18 protein-coding genes and 1 pseudogene are annotated in these 17758 nt (G+C 46.1%); 12 read left to right on the plus strand and 7 right to left on the minus strand.

All coding sequences use genetic code 11. The features are described from left to right. Positions 1 to 39 precede the first annotated feature (39 nt). Positions 40 to 510: a GNAT family N-acetyltransferase gene (locus P404_RS0115895; protein ID WP_026831307.1), complete on the minus strand. Its 471-nt coding sequence runs from the start codon at positions 508 to 510 to the stop codon at positions 40 to 42. A gap of 199 nt (positions 511 to 709) precedes the next feature. Between P404_RS0115895 and P404_RS0115900 the strand changes: the two genes are divergently transcribed. After that, positions 710 to 1864: an ISL3 family transposase gene (locus tag P404_RS0115900; protein WP_034774026.1), complete on the plus strand. Its 1155-nt coding sequence runs from the start codon at positions 710 to 712 to the stop codon at positions 1862 to 1864. A 52-nt stretch (positions 1865 to 1916) separates the two neighbouring features. Continuing rightward, the gene (locus P404_RS0115905; RefSeq protein ID WP_026831308.1) at positions 1917 to 2522 is read left to right on the plus strand and encodes a GNAT family N-acetyltransferase; all 606 of its coding nucleotides are present in this window, start codon (positions 1917 to 1919) and stop codon (positions 2520 to 2522) included. Between the two features lie 42 nt (positions 2523 to 2564). Here P404_RS0115905 and P404_RS0115910 read toward each other — a convergent pair whose 3' ends face one another. From P404_RS0115910 to P404_RS0115920, 3 genes are all read right to left on the minus strand, one after another. Continuing rightward, on the minus strand, positions 2565 to 3227 hold the full coding sequence (locus P404_RS0115910) for a hypothetical protein (protein ID WP_026831309.1): 663 nt from the start codon (positions 3225 to 3227) through the stop codon (positions 2565 to 2567). 32 nt (positions 3228 to 3259) lie between these two features. Further along, positions 3260 to 4471 carry an MFS transporter gene (locus tag P404_RS0115915; protein ID WP_236624438.1) on the minus strand — a complete coding sequence of 404 codons (1212 nt, stop codon included), beginning with the start codon at positions 4469 to 4471 and terminating at the stop codon, positions 3260 to 3262. Between the two features lie 84 nt (positions 4472 to 4555). Then, positions 4556 to 5026 carry a DUF2975 domain-containing protein gene (locus P404_RS0115920; RefSeq protein WP_026831311.1) on the minus strand — a complete coding sequence of 157 codons (471 nt, stop codon included), beginning with the start codon at positions 5024 to 5026 and terminating at the stop codon, positions 4556 to 4558. 203 nt (positions 5027 to 5229) lie between these two features. On the opposite strand from P404_RS0115920, the gene P404_RS0115925 reads away from it, so the two are divergent. From P404_RS0115925 to P404_RS0115940, 4 genes are all read left to right on the plus strand, one after another. Further along, positions 5230 to 5448 (plus strand): AbrB/MazE/SpoVT family DNA-binding domain-containing protein, encoded by a 219-nt coding sequence (locus P404_RS0115925; protein WP_026831312.1) that lies wholly within the window; start codon positions 5230 to 5232, stop codon positions 5446 to 5448. 36 nt (positions 5449 to 5484) lie between these two features. Continuing rightward, complete coding sequence (locus P404_RS0115930) at positions 5485 to 5985, plus strand: cation:proton antiporter regulatory subunit (RefSeq protein WP_026831313.1); 501 nt, start codon at positions 5485 to 5487, stop codon at positions 5983 to 5985. Between the two features lie 3 nt (positions 5986 to 5988). Further along, positions 5989 to 7209 (plus strand): cation:proton antiporter, encoded by a 1221-nt coding sequence (locus P404_RS0115935; protein WP_026831314.1) that lies wholly within the window; start codon positions 5989 to 5991, stop codon positions 7207 to 7209. A 113-nt stretch (positions 7210 to 7322) separates the two neighbouring features. Beyond that, on the plus strand, positions 7323 to 8246 hold the full coding sequence (locus P404_RS0115940) for an NAD(P)-dependent alcohol dehydrogenase (RefSeq protein ID WP_026831315.1): 924 nt from the start codon (positions 7323 to 7325) through the stop codon (positions 8244 to 8246). 92 nt (positions 8247 to 8338) lie between these two features. Here P404_RS0115940 and P404_RS0115945 read toward each other — a convergent pair whose 3' ends face one another. Continuing rightward, complete coding sequence (locus tag P404_RS0115945) at positions 8339 to 8860, minus strand: dihydrofolate reductase family protein (RefSeq protein ID WP_026831316.1); 522 nt, start codon at positions 8858 to 8860, stop codon at positions 8339 to 8341. An 83-nt stretch (positions 8861 to 8943) separates the two neighbouring features. On the opposite strand from P404_RS0115945, the gene P404_RS0115950 reads away from it, so the two are divergent. The 6 genes and pseudogenes from P404_RS0115950 to P404_RS0115980 all read left to right on the plus strand — a co-directional run bounded on the left by P404_RS0115950 (position 8944) and on the right by P404_RS0115980 (position 15070). Continuing rightward, positions 8944 to 9831 (plus strand): helix-turn-helix transcriptional regulator, encoded by an 888-nt coding sequence (locus P404_RS0115950; protein WP_026831317.1) that lies wholly within the window; start codon positions 8944 to 8946, stop codon positions 9829 to 9831. An 81-nt stretch (positions 9832 to 9912) separates the two neighbouring features. After that, on the plus strand, positions 9913 to 11925 hold the full coding sequence (locus tag P404_RS0115955) for a Na+/H+ antiporter (protein ID WP_026831318.1): 2013 nt from the start codon (positions 9913 to 9915) through the stop codon (positions 11923 to 11925). A gap of 226 nt (positions 11926 to 12151) precedes the next feature. Next, the gene (locus P404_RS0115965; RefSeq protein ID WP_236624439.1) at positions 12152 to 12559 is read left to right on the plus strand and encodes a ParA family protein; all 408 of its coding nucleotides are present in this window, start codon (positions 12152 to 12154) and stop codon (positions 12557 to 12559) included. A 76-nt stretch (positions 12560 to 12635) separates the two neighbouring features. Beyond that, positions 12636 to 13328, plus strand: coding sequence for a DUF3102 domain-containing protein (locus P404_RS0115970; protein WP_026831320.1), 693 nt, complete (start codon positions 12636 to 12638; stop codon positions 13326 to 13328). Between the two features lie 37 nt (positions 13329 to 13365). Beyond that, positions 13366 to 13887, plus strand: a pseudogene (locus P404_RS0115975) (ParA family protein); the annotation flags it as partial. 244 nt (positions 13888 to 14131) lie between these two features. After that, positions 14132 to 15070 carry an IS30 family transposase gene (locus P404_RS0115980; protein WP_026830694.1) on the plus strand — a complete coding sequence of 313 codons (939 nt, stop codon included), beginning with the start codon at positions 14132 to 14134 and terminating at the stop codon, positions 15068 to 15070. Here P404_RS0115980 and P404_RS19150 read toward each other — a convergent pair. Then, entirely contained in the window at positions 14974 to 15345 is a 372-nt protein-coding gene (locus P404_RS19150; protein WP_420864601.1) for an MFS transporter, read from the minus strand. The two genes, P404_RS0115980 and P404_RS19150, sit on opposite strands and share 97 nt — an antisense overlap. Positions 15346 to 16512: 1167 nt before the next feature. Beyond that, a complete protein-coding gene (locus P404_RS0115985; protein ID WP_081809611.1) occupies positions 16513 to 17724 on the minus strand; it encodes an MFS transporter in 1212 nt (403 codons plus the stop codon). Positions 17725 to 17758 lie beyond the last annotated feature (34 nt).

Here is a 17758-nt window from a genome sequence, read left to right on the forward strand (position 1 = left end):
CAGGAAAACGCCATTCCGGTATAAAATTGGAATGGCGTTTTACGTATGAGATTGTGTCATGATGAGAAACGTGGCATGAGCAGTCGAAAAAGTCGTTTGCCGTCGAAATCCAAGCTGTTCATACAGGTGAATCGCCCGTTCGTTAAATGTCGCAACGGTCAAACGGAAGGGGAAGGAAGTCTGGGATTTGACGGTATCGAGGACAAATGAACAAAACGTAAATCCTGTTCCTTGTCCGGTCAGTTCAGGTTGACGGCCAAGCCCGATATCCAAGTGGTCATCTGGATACAAATGGAGTGAACGACCGGGTGGTACTTGCGCGGACCGGCCGGCACAGAAGAAGCCGGCGAGTTGTTTTTGAGCGATGACGGCCTGGTAGGAACCGTCAAGCAGTTCAGCATATGCCTCCTCCGACGTTTCCATATTGTAAAAATCGTACGGCGGCGGATAGGTCCACTTCAGAATGGCAGTTGCCTGATCAACTGTCATTGGGACAGCTTGAAATATCATAATGCATACCTCCGGATATATTTTTTTCACTGTATCGCATTCCTGTTATTTTTTCTATATAATGGTAAAAAGAAGGCTCATCACCATAAGGTGTGGTTGACACATAAAATCCATCGGATTTTAAATCGAACATAGAAAAAAAGCGAAAACCCCGGTATCGTAATTGTTGTCTAGACAAACCACGATTGGAGTTTTCGCCTTGTCCCAACAGTTTATCAAATTAATTCTTCCGCTTCCAGCCCTTTTTCAAATCCAGATGTCGTCCGATGAAGAACCGCACGTATTTCCTGTCATTCCTGATACACATGAAATCCCTTGTCCGCTATGCGAAAAAAAGACCATCCTGCATTCGAAAAAGCGTCGTCGTTTTCGACACGGTCATGCGTGGGGAGTCGGTGCCTTGTGGATCGAACTGGATGTCCCACGTCAAAGATGCCTCTCTTGTGATTTGACGTTCGTATATGACTACGGTCTCGGACTCGTCCGTACTTCTACCGAAGTGTTCCGAAAAGGCATCACAGAACGGTGCCATGGCCGGACAATTTCAGATGTTGCGCATGAATATGAACTTCCTTATACGACTGTGGAACGGTGGTTTTATCAGTACGCTTCAGTGGATACAGTGGGACAGGCGACACACATCCTCGTCGATGAGTTCGCCACGAGAAAAGGACACCACTATGCGACGATCGTTCTTGATGCCAAGACTGGACGTCTTCTGTCTATCGTCCCGGGCCGGGACGTATCGGCGATTACGGCTGCGCTTCAAGGTGTACTGGGAGATGTTCGTTCTGTCGTCAGTGATTTTGCACCTGCGATGGCGAAGGCAACTACTCGTGTCTTCCCGAATGCAGCGCATGTGCTGGATCGTTTTCATCTCATCCAGTTCTTTACGGATGCTCTTCGCCGCCGGCGTCGTTTTTTGAACGAGGCAAGACGCCATCATCATGTTCGTGTGATTGATCGTGCTCTCGCTTGTCGTCCGGAAGCATTGGCTCTTGAAGATCGAGAGGTCGCCCATTCTTGTATTCTAGAAGACTCGTTTACCCGGGATCTTTATCAAGGACTCCAACATATTCGATATGTGTTGAAAGCAACGTGCGACGGGCAGGCATGCCGAAGACTGAAAGACTGGCTGGAACGTTATCAATTTCATCCATGCGGACCTCTTGCGAAAATCGCGAAAGCGATTCGTGGCCGTGAAGAAGCGATGCGTCAAACCATTGTATCGACACTATCGAATGGGAAAATGGAAGGGACGAACAATAAGATTAAGCTCATTAAACGTCGTGGTTATGGCTACCGAAACCTCGAACGATTCTTTTTGAGATTGCGCCTTGAGCTTGGTCGTTAAAATAGCAACCACGTGTTATGGTGATGAGCCAAAAAGAAACGAGGGAACTGACATGACGATAACGGAATTTTACCAATACTTACCGGTCCTTGAGACCAAACGATTGATCCTGCGGCCGCTTCAAGCAAGCGATCGCGATGACTTATTCGAATATACACAAGACGAGGAAACCGCTCGATACGTGACGTGGAATGCCAATCAGACGATTGAGCAGGCAGAACAGTTTCTGAACTACGTCCTGTCGAACTACGAACAGGGGAAAGAAGCACCATGGGCGATCGTTTGGAAGGAAACCGGTAAGATGATTGGAACGATTGACTTCATCCATTTGTTGCTCGATGACACTAAACAAGCGGAACTCGGTTATGCGATATCGCGTCAGTTCTGGGGCAAAGGCATCGTCACGGAAGCCGTCGCACGTGTCATGGTATTCGGATTTGAAGAACTCAGACTCGAGCGTATCCAGGCCCGGTGCATGGAGGGCAACATCGGTTCCGCCCGGGTGATGGAAAAAGTCGGCATGACGTACGAGGGAACGTTGCGCCGATTGATCTTCATCAAAGAAGCGTTTCACGACGTCAAGATGTATTCGATGTTACGTGAGGAGTACACCGTATTGCGTCAAGAGTCGACACAACAGACGGAACAACATCAATGAGTCAAAACCCCCAATCCGGTTCGCCGGTTTGGGGGTTTTTGATTAGATCGTCTGTTCAACGGATGAAGCATCCACGAATTCGACCGTATGCGTCACCGTATCGAGAATTCGCGTCCGCGGATCATCTTTTGAGAGGAAGATGGCTTCGCCGCTCGCGTTAAACGCAAACGCCGTCGGAATCGAGAAGCCGCAATTCCGGTAAGACCCGTCGGCGTGACTCGTTCCGATGAATAGTGCTGATTGCTGGCGGCTGATTTTTTGTGCTTCACCGGACCAGTCCGTGTATTGTTCCTCACTAAACATTCCGACACCGATTGGATTAAAGATGATATCCACTGTATCGTGCTTCAGACCATCCAATCCGAGAAAAATCTCGCGGCAAAGCAGATATCCGGCTGCTTGCCCGGCAACGATGGCGGTCGACGGCGTATAGAGCGGACCCGCTTCCGGTGTCTTCGCCCGGTCGAGCAGGAGCTCTCCTTCTGCATTGATAATCAGTGCCCGGTCCAAACGGTTTGCGTCGCGGTAACCGGTCACGATGATCGTCGCATACTGTTTTGCTAACTGGCGCAACGTCGCGACATCTGTCTCGCGGCAATACCCTTCCGGATAGAGAAGGAGATTGATGTCCGGATAGGCGGCAATCTCACGTCGTAATTGTTCGAGTTGGGTTTCCTGTTTGGGTTGGCCGATTAAAATTTTCATAGTGGAGCACATCCTTATAAGTAGTGTAGGAATTAAGAAATTTGTTTTGTTGTCTGATCTTCGCGGAAAAATGCTTCCTTGTTTGATCGCAGAACACTAACAATCAGCACGACACTCAGTCCCGCAAGCAGGACGGCGGCAACGATGATGCTGAACCGAAGCGGGAGCACATCACCGGTAAAACCAATCACTAAAATGAACAGGATTTGAACCAGGCTTTGACCAAGACCATACAGGCTCGTGAAGCGCCCGATCAAATCGTGCGGGACATTGTTTTTGTAAAACGTCAGGAAACCGGTTCCGGAAAACGTATTAAAAAAGCCGAGTAACAAAAATCCGACCGTCACCATCAGGAATGAGTCGGCAGTCGCATAAAGTAAGTAACCGAGCGCAACAAACAGATAACCGCTGACGAGTAATGCCTTGAGCGACAGCCGGTTCGCAAAACGTGCCACGGTCAGACCACCGAGGACGGAACCAATTCCCGTGATGCTGATCAGAAGTCCGTAATCGGTTGTGGTCAGACCGACGACTGTCTGTAGAAACACGACTTCCTGGGCATCCATCGCGAGAGCGAGACTCATGGACAGAATCCCGAGTATGTAAATCAGACAAACGAAACGATTGGTACGGCTGAAGCGGCTCACAGTCCGCCAATCTGTTGCGAGATCCCCGACCTGTAGTTTTGGAGTAGATGCTGCGCGCGGAATAGACGGCAAAGTAAGCAGTAACAGACCGGATACGAGGAACGACACCGCGTTGATCCAGATAGCCACTCCCGGTGTTGCGATAAGCAACAATAATCCGGCGATGGCCGGACCAATCAAAAAAGCACTTGATGTAATCAGACTCCGGTACGCATTAAACGATTTGCGGCTGTTTTCCGGGACGATTTGCGTCAGATAACTGATTGCGGCTGGTTCAAAAAACGCTTTGACGAGCGCCAGTCCGAACAACGTCAGGTAAATCAACGGTAACGTCGAAATCAGGGGAATTAAGGCAACGAGCAGTGCACGGATCGCATCTGTTCCAATCAACCATCGCCGGACATCGACCCGGTCAATCACGCTGCCGGCCCAAAATTTCATGAACAGGGAGGCAAGTGGACCAATGATCCAAAGACCGGCGACGGCAGCGGCTGATCCGGTCAGCTGATAGAGGTAGACATTGATGGCGACTAAATACACAAAATCTCCGAACTGGGAGATACCGAATGAGAGAAGTAGCGTTGAAGTGCGAGACACGATAGTCCACCTACTTTAGTCATACATATTTTACCAAAAGTATACAGGAAGTGTGGATGATGTGCTATACGAGAATTCAATTACTTATTCAGGACGTGAATCCGGTTTCTGTAGAAGTGACTGTAGAAGCGAACTGATTACGCTGAATGTAAAGGGGATCAAAATCAGCAGGAAAGCAAAAAGAATGAGACCGGGCGCATCATCACGGTCGGCGACGATGAACATGACAGGAAATAAACAGAGTGCGACGGCACTGATGATATAAAAACACGTTGTGATGATCCCGAATGAAGCGGCAATCGGTGTAACGGTTGCGTTCGATTTGAGGGAACGAAGAATTTTCAAGATATGGATGAAGGCAATCAGACAAGGGATGAATGCTAATAGTCCCGCCATCAAAATAAAATAACCCGGTTTATCCAGTAAAATATCCAGTGAGAATCCTTTTTGTGCTCTTTTAATAAACAGGGAAATCGCGACTCCTGCTAATCCGAACAAACCAATCAGCATTCCAGTGAAAACCAGTTGCAAATAAATGAGACGCCATTTTTTCATGATCAATCCCTCCTTTCTTTCTGTCAGTATAGAACAACCGACATGAAAGATTGCCCGTCTGAAGGCGGATTTAAGCGAGGGAATCGATTCTTTTTTATTAATTCAAAGCAAAGTACTCGGAATTAAACTTGAAGTATGTTATGCTAGAAATAAGAAAAGTAAGGAAGTAAGGAAAATCAGAAAAAGAAAGAAGGAAGTTCGGAATGGAGCTATCCAAGTTGACGTCCAAGGGACAGATTACGATCCCGAAAAAAATCAGACAAGCGTTACAGGTGGAGGAAGGAGATCGCGTTGCATTCATCGAGGAAGACGGGTTTGTCATCATGGCGAAAGCGGATTTAAAACAGCTGCATGACCTTCAAGATATATTGAGTGACGAAAAATTCAAGGCACTCATCCAGAAAGCCAATCATCATTTGTAAACCAATCGATTGACCAATTCAAAGGAGGAACTACACATGGATATGCGCGAAGTGGATTTACCGGGAATCGGACGGAAGTTCGAAGGCATCACAACTCGAGGAGACAAGGTGGTCGTCATCGTCCATGACGACGGTCGCCGGGAAATGCACCATTATGACGACGACGATTTTGATGAGAGCATCTCGAGCGTGACATTCAACGATGCGGAAGCACGGCAGATGGCTGGTATTTTAGGGGGCCTTGCGTACAAACCGAAAGATCTCGAAAAAATTGAACTGGCGTTTGACGATCTTGTCATCGAATGGTTTAAGATCGGTGAGGATTCAACCGTCAACAATCGGACGATCGGTGAACTTGATGTTCGTAATCAGTATGACATCTCGATCATCGCTGTTTTGAAACACGATAAATCAAAATCATTGAATCCGGGACCGGATACACGTCTTGAAGCAGGCGATACGATCGTCTTGTCCGGTGAACGTCAATATATCCGCCATATCACGAAAGCCCTATTCTCCATCGAAGGAGGCGGATAATATATGGATCATTTAATATTTGAAGTCGGTACCGCGCTTATCTTAGTGGCGATCGCAGCATTGCTTGCGAATAAATTAAATTTTTCGATTATTCCGTTTTTAATTATCTTAGGAATAATCGTTGGGCCGCACGCTCCGACAATCGGGATACTAGACTTCAAGTTCATTGAAAGTGCAGAGTTCATCAGTTTCCTCGGACGCATCGGTGTCCTGTTCCTGTTATTTTATCTCGGACTGGAGTTTTCGATTGGTAAGTTGATCCGGTCGGGAAAATCAATCGTCACGAGTGGAACGATTTATCTCTCGATCAATTTTACCGGTGGTTTGCTGTACGGGTTCATCGCCGGCTTCCCGTTATATGAAGTACTGATCATCGCCGGAATCATCACGATCTCATCCAGTGCAATCGTCGCGAAAGTCTTGGTCGACTTGCGCCGGACCGGGAATACGGAAACGGAACTCATTCTCGGCATCATCATGTTCGAAGATATCTTCCTCGCCGTCTACCTGTCCGTCTTGTCCGGACTCCTGCTTGGTGGCGGGACCACTTTACTCGGTTCGTTAACCTCAATTTTGATTGCCCTCGGTTACATGTTGCTGTTTTTCATCATCGCAAGGAAAGCAACACCACTCCTCAACCGGATGCTAAAGATTGCGTCCGATGAAGTTTTCATCATCGTTGTCTTTGCGTCATTGTTTTTCGTCGCCGGTTTCTCAGAAACGATTCATGTCGCGGAAGCCATCGGAGCCTTACTGCTCGGACTCGTCTTTTCGGAGACGGATCAAGGGGAGCGGATTGAACACCTCGTCGTTCCGTTCCGTGATTTCTTCGGTGCCATTTTCTTCTTCAGTTTCGGACTGAGCATTGATCCGACGATGCTGCTCGATGCCGTTTGGCTCGCACTTGGTGCCGTCGTCATCACGATTGTCGGGAACTACGTCGCCGGCATGATTGCCGGACGCAGAGCCGGACTGTCGCACAAAGCGTCATCGAACATTGGTCTGACAATCGTCTCCCGTGGTGAGTTTTCAATCATCGTTGCGAATCTCGGGATCGCCGGCGGACTGATGGATATCCTGTCGCCGTTCTCGGCCCTGTACGTGTTGATTCTGGCCATCCTCGGACCACTTATGACAAAAGAATCGAAACGAATCTTTAATTTCATGAACGGTATCTTTAAATGGACGGAACCGAAACCGAAAAAAACGAAAATTAAATCTTGATTGCTTGAGAAAATAGAACGCTGATGGATTCACCTATTGATCAAAACAAGCAGGCTTTCATGACTTCACTGTCGTATTCCTATTAGTAACAAATCTGCTTGAGGAGGGATACAATGAAAGCCGTCATTTGTACTGCTTATGGTCCGCCGGATGTATTGAAGTTACAAGAGGTCGAACAGCCTGTCCCGAAAGAATCTGATCTGCTGATTCAGGTACATGCTTCCGCCGTGCACTCCGGGGACCGTCGTCTGCGGGCGCTCGACGTCCCGGCAGCCGGAAAGCTCCCGATGCGTCTCGTCGTCGGATGGAAAGCACCGAGACAGCCGATTTTAGGAGTCGTCTTAGCGGGTGAAGTCGTCGCGACGGGTAACCGTGTAAAAAACTTCAAGGTCGGCGATCGTGTCTACGCCCTGACCGGAATGCGTTTTGGCGGGTATGCCGAATATGCCTGTATCAAGGAAAACAAGTGTGTCCAGCAGATGCCGCGCAACGCAAGCTTTGCAGAAGCAGCCAGTCTTCCGTTTGGCGGAACGACCGTTCTGCATTTTTTCCGGAAACTGAACCTCGAGCAGGCAAAGACCATCCTGATTTACGGGGCGTCCGGAGCCGTCGGTTCGATCGCTGTCCAGATTGCGAAAGAATATGGTCTTCATGTGACGGGCGTCTGTAGCGGGCGGAATGCTGAGATGATCAAACGTCTTGGCGCGGACATCGTCGTCGATTATACAAAACCGGACTACGATGCTGCGCTGACGATGTATGACGCGGTGTTTGATGCGTCCGGAAAGGTGGAGAAACGGACGGCACGCCAGCATGTCAAGGCGGGCGGAGCGTTTCGTTCAGTCGCCGGACAAGGCGTCGCCCGGGCACTGAAGGACGATTTAACCCAGCTGAATGAGTGGTTTGAAGCAGGGAAGATCCAAGCGGTCATCGATACGGTGTATCCGCTTGAGGATATCGTCGCCGCTCACCGTTACGTCGATTCCGGACAGAAGCACGGCAATGTGATTGTGTCGGTTGCCGACGATCATGATTGAACGGATAAAATGAAATGCCGTCATCAAGAAAAAACCTTTGAACACATGCATGGATTAAATGCATCGTTTCAAAGGTTTTTCTGCGTAGCAGGTCATCTTAAGACGTCATACGTTGCCATGATGAATTGTCTGGACGGACGGCAACCGGTCAGGTTGAACCGGGTTTCAAGCGTCCCTTCCGGAAACAGCGGGATTCCACTGCCGAGGACGACCGGGGCGATCGCCAGTTCGAGCTGATCAATCAGTTGCAACCGTAACGCTTCTTGAATCAATTCACCGCCGCCGACGAGCCAAATCTTACCGTCAATCGTCGGACCGATCCGGTTGATTAAGGCATCGAGCGGTTCATTCGTGTAGATTGCGTGTTCCGACTGTTTGCCCGGTTGCCGGGTCAAGACGTAGTTGTCGATGGTCGGGTACGGATACTCTTCGCTCAGCACCAAGACTTCGTCAAACGTCTTTCGGCCCATGATGACGGCACCGACGTCTTCCATGAACGTCGCGTACCCATTGTCACCGTCGCCTTCGACAGCAAACAACCAATCGAGCGAATCGTTCGAACGGGCGATTTTCCCATCTAAACTGCAGGCGATATATAAAACGGTTTTTGTCATCGTAACTCCTCCTGTTGTTTGTTCTACACTTAGTCTACGGTATAATCATGACAAAAGATGTCGTAATTAAAGAGGGGATTTTTATGAAAAGTCGTCATTTAAAAGTCATGCGTCTGCTGAACCGGCAACAACTTCTGACGGCACGGGAACTGGCGGAATCCTGTGAGGTTTCCTTACGGACGATTCAGCGGGATTTACTTGAGCTCGAAGCGAACGGGTATCCAATCTACAGTGAACGCGGACCGGCTGGTGGCTACCGGGTCTTACCAAATCGTTTGTTGCCACCGCTTGCCTTGCGGGAACAGGAAGCCATCACCCTGTTTTTGATGCTCGACTGGGTCGGACAGATTCCCGATTTGCCGTTTGGTGCGTTGCGGGGCAATCTTGCCGAGTGGTATCTGCACGAACTGCCGTCCGATCTCGAAGCCAAGTTGGACCGTCTCAAAGGACGGGTCCGTTTTGCACGACCGGATACACCACCGTCTCCCTTGACACGTGACTTATTGCGTTTGATGGAAGCGGAAGTCAAAGGGGAGATGGTCTACCAGACGACAAGCGGTCGACGGACGATCCTCATTGATCCGATTGGTCTGACATTTGAGCGCAACCGTTGGTATCTGCTTGCGCAAACGGACCGGGGATTGCGCCAATATCGCGTTGACCGGATGGAACAGGTGACCGAGACGGCTATCCCATCGGAACGGATGACATTCGAGGAGGCAGATCAACAAGGGCAGGCGGGGGAACAGGTGACGGTCCGCTTGAAGTTGACATTACTCGGGGAACGGTTGCTCGAAGGAATCTTACCGCTCAACGAACAACGGACATGGTCCGTCCCTGTTGCGGAATTACCGTTTCTCGGCCGGCAATTGTTTGGACTCGGTCGGGAGGTCAAGGTGCTTGAACCGTTGGCACTCCGGGAGGATATTAAAAAGCAGGCCAGGGAATTACTCGCATTCTATAGAGACTGAAAAGGGAGGATTCCCCTAAGTCAGTGAGAAACTATGTTACGATAAAGCTAGAGAAACAGTTGAATATGGAAGGGGTTTTCTATGGAAACGTTATCACTCATTTTGTTAATGCTTGCCTTAATCATCTTGACGCAAGTCCTCGGTCACTACATCCGCTTCATTCCGACGGCATTGATACAAATTGTCGTCGGAACGATTGCCGCGCTGTTAATCAGTGGACTGAAGATTGAAGTCGAATCGGAATGGTTCCTGTTATTATTCATCGCTCCATTGCTCTATAACGACAGTTCACATTTTCCGCGCGATGAACTGTGGAAGATGCGCGCTGCCATTTTCGGTAATGCCATCGTCCTCGTCTTATTGACGACGGTCATCGGTGGATACTTCATCAACTGGCTCGTACCGGTCATTCCGGTTGCGGCGGCCTTTGCGCTCGCTGCAATCCTGTCGCCGACCGATCCGATTGCCGTCAACGGGATCGCGAAACGGGTTCAGATTCCGGAACAGATTTTAAATCTCGTCCGGGGAGAGTCGTTGATCAATGACGCGTCAGGACTTGTTGCCTTCAGTTACGCAGTCGCAGCCGTCGTCACCGGTTACTTTTCAATTCAACAGGCGACGACGGAATTCGTCTACATGTTCGCTGTCGGAGCAGTCGTTGGTCTCGCCATCAGTGTCGCGATGAACTGGTTGAAGATGAAATTACGGCGGACAGGAATTGAAGATGTCGTTTTTTATGCGTTGTTGCAAATCCTGACACCGTTCATCATCTTTTTTGTGGCAGAAGAAATCTTGCATGCGTCCGGCGTTATCGCAGTCGTGACCGGCGGTATTCTCCATGCCTTGATTAAAGAGCGGACGGAAACGTTTTTTGCCCAGGAACAGACGTTGACCGACAACATCTGGACGATGATTGCCTATATCCTGAACGGGATCATCTTCCTGTTACTCGGTCTGACGTTACCGGAAGCGACACGCGAAATCTTTGCCGATGATGCGATCAACAATTGGCGTCTGATGTCGTTCGTTATTGAAATTGGAACGGTCATTCTGTTGATTCGTCTGATTTGGACGATGTTCTTCAATTGGTTCGACCATCGCTTCCTGAAAAAAGCGGATCACCGCAAACCGTCGTTTAAGCAGGATGTCATCACGACACTCGTCGGCGTCCGCGGAACGATTACGATGGTCGGGGTCTTGTCATTACCGTTCGTAACCGAATCAGGAGAAGGGTTCCCGGAACGGTCGCTGATCATTTTCCTCGCGGCCGGTGTCATCATCTTCACACTCGTTCTCGCGACAATCCTTTTACCGTTGCTCAACCGCGGTGAGGCCGATGCCCAGCCGGAACTCGATTTGAATTCGTATAAACAGCGGATGGTCAAACGGGCGATCACGGAAATCAAACAGGTCGTGCAGGAAGAAAACTCGACCGTCGCCTTTGATTTATTAAATGAATATCATGTCATGCTGCGTCTGCTACGGGCACAGGAGAAAAGTGAGGAAGAATTAACCCATTTCAACCAACAGCTGAAAAAACTGCGGCTTGAGGCCGTCCAGTGGGAACGCAACTTTACGAAGCAGTTCCTGCAGGAGCACAAAACACCGGACCAGTTGAAAAAAGAAGTCTTCCGGTCAATCGATAACCGGCGCGAAGCCATTGATAAGGAAGCCCGTTTCCGTCTGTTGCAACCGATCCGGAAAATTTTATGGAAACGGAAACGGTCGAACATGTCATCCGATCAATTGATTCACTTGACACAGGTCGAGCATGAGCTGTACGAACAGGTCATGACAGGAGTCATCACCCGGCTCGAAGGATGCCGCGGCGATTATCCGCCCGATGTCGTTCAAAGTGTGCTTGAATTCTACAAACGGTTACGGTTTAAGCATACGCGCTGGTCGTCACCGGTCGGTGGAAAAGCCGATGTCGATCAACAAAAAGAAGAACTTTGTCTGCGGGCAATCGAAGTCCAGCGCCAGGAAATCGCTTCGATGTCAAAAGAAGGCGATTTGTCCGGCGAAGAAGAAAAAGAGTTACGTCGGTTCATCCACTATATTGAAAGTGTCGTTCTCTATGAGTACGTCGAGTGAGCTAAAAAATGGGGCTGACTCATAAGTGAAGATGTCTCTTGATTAAACTGAACAAAGGGAGGGAAATTTCCAGGGTGAATCCGGGGATCTTCCTCCCTTTTCCTTTTGTTGTGACACTGTATGACGCACAGGCGAAACGTCTCGCAATTGAAGAAGTCTTATTTGATGTGAAAATATAATATCAGTCTTCCCCCCTTCAAATGAAAGGAATGTACGACTCATCAATTTGATTTCGAAACAAAACAAGAGTTTCTTGTTGAAAGACATGCTTGCTCCGCTTGCAAAGGAGTTTGACTGGATTATCTTGGACTCAGTTCCTTCTATTAATGAACTGTCAAAAGTGGTCCTGTCATGTGCGGATCATGTAGTCGTACCCTTTATGCCAAAGAAACTCGTATTCGATCAATTAGGTAGTACCATTCGCACCATTCGTCAGGTGAAAAAGTTCTATAATGCTACTCTCGACGTAACAGGTATTATGCCAGTTGCCATCGATTTAGGTTTAAAAGGAGATCGGGAATATGTAGAGGCGATGAAGCAGTTAGCACATGCGGAGAATCTTGCCGTTCTTCCGGCCGTTCGTCGAGCTGCCTTTATTGAGAAAGCAGCAGACAATGGGAAAAGTGTTCTTTAATACAAGTCAAAGGAAGGACTAGAACTGGCGCTACCGTTTCGAGAACTTGCACGTCACATGACCGGAGGCAATCAACATGAAGGCACGGAATAAACAGATTCATAAAGTAAAGCCGCAAGAGCAACATCCTTACCGGAGTGGTTTAACCGATATCGGATCTGTTGTGCAAAAGTTACCGGTCTCGCGTGATCTTGAAAATCTTGCGGTTGAGATAAAAGAGCTAGCCAAGGTTCAAACCATCTCAGTCTTTGAAATTGGGAAACGTCTTTCAATCGCTCGATTGGAAATGCATGATAAGCAAGAATGGCGAAATTTTTTAGATGTCGTCAGCTTCTCAAATTCGCTTGCCTCACGCTACGTTAAGGCCTATGACACCTTACAACCATTTGAAGAGTCACTGGGTACCTTACCGGCTTCAAAAATCTTTGAATTGATGTATGTCGAGGATCCGGAAGATGTTGTGCTACATGGTCTTCCTGTAGAAGAGGGACGCAAGCCAATTGAGCAAGCAACCGTTCGAGAGATTCGTGCCAATCGATCTAGTACGTCTGGTGTAAAAGTACGTGCTTTTCGCCAGAAAGAGGTGGCATCGACGGTTGTCTCGGCGCGAGTGCCAACAGAAACATCTGAACGTATTCGGATGATGGCGAGTGCGAAAGGACTCAGCATTAGTGAGTACCTCTCAAACATAATAGAAGACACGATCAGCCGTGACATTGTGGAGAATGATCAGAATACCGATCAGCTAGAAGGGGAGGAAGAACAGTGAAGAAAATCGCATTATACAATCGTAAGGGGGCGTCGGAAAATCGACGACGACGATTAACCTTGCCCATGTATACGCACGACAAGGACTACGTGTCCTCGTCATCGATGCCGATGATCAGGCTTCAACCACAAACGATCTTGGCTTGACAGATGATTACGACGGAAAAGTACTTCTTGATTGTTTAATGGAAGAACATGATCCATTTTATGTGCCGATTGAACACGTCATTGTCACGTGTGAATATGAGAACGGCACGATTCATTTAGTACCTACACGTCGATCAGCATCCCCAACAGGACTGACGAGTCAATTAGGATATGAGTATCGTTTAAGCGAAGAATTAGCTCGTCTAGAAGAGTTCTTTGTTATCTGTTTGATCGATTGTCCAGGATCCACTTCTGCGTTAAATCCATATGCGCGTTGCGCACTTGTCGCACAGGATCGAATCATCATGCCGGTTCAAATGCAAAAATTTTCGATGGATGCTGTTTATACCGCTCCTGAGGAAATAGAGGAAATGAAACGTTACAAAGCAGATATCCATATTGCCGCCTTTTGATTATTTAAATGGTACATTAGGAATAGAAATTTCAGATCTAAGTTCATTTGAAGAAAGTTATGACAAATTAGTACGTACAATTTGGAACGAACCTATATTACAACCTTTAAAAATTGGAAAAAAGCCAGATTTTAATGTGACGAATTGTAATATTAAGTGCAACACCTAGCTGAAAACACAAAAAAACCCATAACGACCTCGTGTAGAATAGAGTTACCACACAAAATTCAACGGAGGATTCGTTATGAGCTATGTTCATCTTACCACATCAGAAAGAGTCAAAATAGAGACGTATCTCGAGCTAGGTTTCTCTGTCCGAAAGATTGCTGGACGCCTGGGGCGTCAACCTTCTACGATTTCACGAGAATTGAAACGAAATCCTCACTATGATTCTTCCCATGCCGACCAGCGTTATGTGGAGCGAAAAAAGAAGTGCGGTGCACGGACGAAGTTTACGCTCGAAAAAGGAGTCCGCATCCTCGAAAAGTTACGGGAGACGTGGTCCCCTGAACAGATTGCCGGACGATTATTCCAAGAAGAAGGACTTTCGTTCAAGACAATTTATCGTTGGATTTATATGGGCCTCGTCGAGGCCGATTCTGGACTCCTTCGACAAAAGGGAAAGCGTCAGAAACCACGTGAGACGCGTGGACGCTTTAACGTCGGACTGCCAATCAGTAAACGTCCGTCTGACGTCAAAGGGCGCCAAACGTTCGGACATTGGGAGCTTGATACTGTTGTCTCGTGTAGAGGGAAATCCAAAGCCTGTGTCGCAACGTTCGTCGAGCGAAAGAGCCGTTTTTATCTCGCTGTACCGATGGAAGATCGGTCCGCTCAATCGATGGAGTCTGCGATTCAAGCATTGCATCTTTACTTCCCGTTGGGAACGTTCCAAACTGCGACGACAGATCGTGGAAAAGAGTTTAGCTGTCATGAACGAATTCGTGACACGTTAGGCGTACCGATGTATTTTGCGGATCCGTATTCTTCTTGGCAGCGTGGGAGTAACGAGAACGCCAATGGTCTTCTCCGTGAATTTTTCCCGAAGGGGACAGATTTCGGAAAGGTCAGTCGTTCTGAACTCGCTCAAGCGCTCGCCTGGATCAATGGGAGACCGCGAAAATGTCTCAACTGGAAAACTGCATACGAGGTCTTCACGGAAGAAGTGTTGCACTTAATTTGACAAACCGTCATCATAATAACAGATAAGAAGCGCAACAGTTCACCTCGGAACAATGCGACCTTTCGTCCTTTGACATCGGATAGATATCCACCATGAAAGCTTGCGATGAGTGACGCGACTATAACGATAATCATTAAAATTCCTGAAGCCTGTAATCCAAAATGATTCGAGAAATAGATAGCCATGAAGGGAAAGATGGCAATCAGGGTAACCTTTTGAAGAAAATTAATTAGAATCCTGATTTTGATATTAATATGTAATTCTCTAATCCGCATCCGCTATCCCTCCATAATCAGTAGGTATTTTCACTACTAACTATAGAACCGATTGATGGCCAATTGTTAAATAGAACGACGTTAACGGTAGTTACACCATGTAAAAAGAGAGGAGGTATACAGAAGTTAAAATCAATGAAACGACTGTTTAGAATAACTCGTCTGATGTTTCACTCATGGAAACATCTCAACATGAATGTAATGAAAGGAAAATGCACCCAAATCTTGATGTTCGGGACATTCCTCTCAAAAAGTAGAGAGAGGGCAACTATTAAGACTCTTTAAACGGCGTGAGTCTTGAATTCCAGCCGATTCAAGCTGTTTAATCTTTTTTGATATCATTCTCCGTACAAGTGAGTGTAACGATGAATCGCATGATGAAGTTTATCAAGCTGTTCAAATATGATGTGAAGGTAGTAGGTTTCTTATTTCAACTTTCAGCGCACGCTATAAAGGTTTAACCTGGCTATTGTCGATAGATTTATTAAAGTAATACATACTTTTCGTGACTCCTACCTCTTGGCCCATCCGACAGAAATCATGCTATGTGTATTAAAATCCTTAGTCGTTATAGAAGAGGAAGCGGAATTTAGTGGTGCTCCTCATGACGAGATAGAGCTTCTTGAAAGCAAGGTGATTTTTTTGAACGACCGATTACAAACTAATAAACTGATCGATCATGTAGATCAAGAAAGGTACTCAGCTATGTCTTTGTGGAGGTCCAATACTTACTTGCTTAAGTTACGTGTTATATCCTTTACTGATTTTCGCTTCAATCCTACTGCATGAAAATCAGGGTGCAATACTATCTCATGCATCTGCTGCGAGAGACTTTGGACATATTGTACGGTTTTTGGGGGAAGTTTCTATGAGGAGCGTTTCGTTCCAAATTTTTGTATAGAAATGTTATAAAGACCGCACCGAAATTGACTGAACGTGATTTTTGGTCCAAACACCTGAATCAAAAATGGGTAAAAGTCATCATTGAAAGTTCGTTTCCTAAAGTAAACTGTATTTGTAACTCAATCATTTTATTGAGTAGTATAATCATTTTTGTATGAAGAAGTAGCAAAAAAAACCTGGTCTCGAATGAATACGGGACTCAGGCTTAGAAGGATAATTAACTAAACTATTCGAAATTAGACATAACATAATGTAATCAAAAATTCATGATACATTTTTAGTTGAATTTTCAACTTTTTTGGAAAATAAATCTATACTTTTATAATAGAAAAATAAACTTGAAAAAGTAATAACAGCTATGAAAAACATACTCAGCTGATTAAAAAAGATATTTAAAAATGTACCTGTTAAGATGGGCCCAATCATGTTCCCGCTAGTTCTAAAGTTGTTAGCACCAAAATATGCACCTTTTAAATGTGCGGGAGCAATTTTATCTACCAACATACTACCTAAAGGGAGTATCATTATTTCACCCATAGTGAAAATTATCATAAAAGCTATCAAAACTAATAAGTTTTGAGAACTGCCAAAACCTATTATTCCTATTGTGAAAAGTAATACACCATTCAACATAATTTTCAGTTCAGACTTTTCTTTTATAAATAAATTAATAAAAGGTTGTAAAACGATTACTGAAATAGCATTTACACTTAATAGTGTTGCAAAAACTGCTTTTCCATCAGAAGACGTGAGTAACAACGGGAGTATATCTAGTTGAGAGACGCCGATGGCTACTAACGAACCAGCGATTATTAAAAATATCAAAGAAGTGTCTTTTTTTAAAAGATACAGTGTCTGAGGTAAAGATAAATTACTCACGGATAAACTTTTACTTTGAGCAGGAAGAATAATAGCAAATAAACAAGCGTAAATAAGTAAAGCGATACTTGCTATAAGAAATGAATTTGACATATTTTTTGTACTTAAAACCGCTCCGATCAAAGGACCTATTGCTGCTCCTATATTAGCGGCAGTGTACCGATATTTATAAAATTTTAATTTTTTTTCATTGGGTAGATTGTCAGAAAGTATAGCCTGACTCAAAGGTTCATATAAAGAGCGGAAGAGGCCATTGAGCATATTTAAGAGAATTATAATGTACAAATTTAATGTCAAGTAAAAAGTAAAAAAAACAATACTCCATAGTACCAAGGTAATAATTGTAACGGATTTTCTCCCGAGTTTATCTGACAAGTAACTTCCTATAAATCCTCCGAATATACCCAGAAACCATCCCGACCCTAAAACAAATCCTATTTGAACTGAACTCAAACCAGCACTTGATGCAAGATATAAGGTAAGAAAAGGAAGAGACATGAATGTAATTGCCCTTACCAACACTGTACCTATAATTACTAGCCATGCGATTAAAAGGCTATCATCAGTCTTTTTGAAATTAAAATCAAGCATAGACATCACCTTTCAATTTTAGTATTCCAAAAAATAAATT

It is taken from the genome of Exiguobacterium antarcticum DSM 14480, from assembly GCF_000685865.1.
Lineage (GTDB): Bacteria > Bacillota > Bacilli > Exiguobacteriales > Exiguobacteriaceae > Exiguobacterium_A > Exiguobacterium_A antarcticum.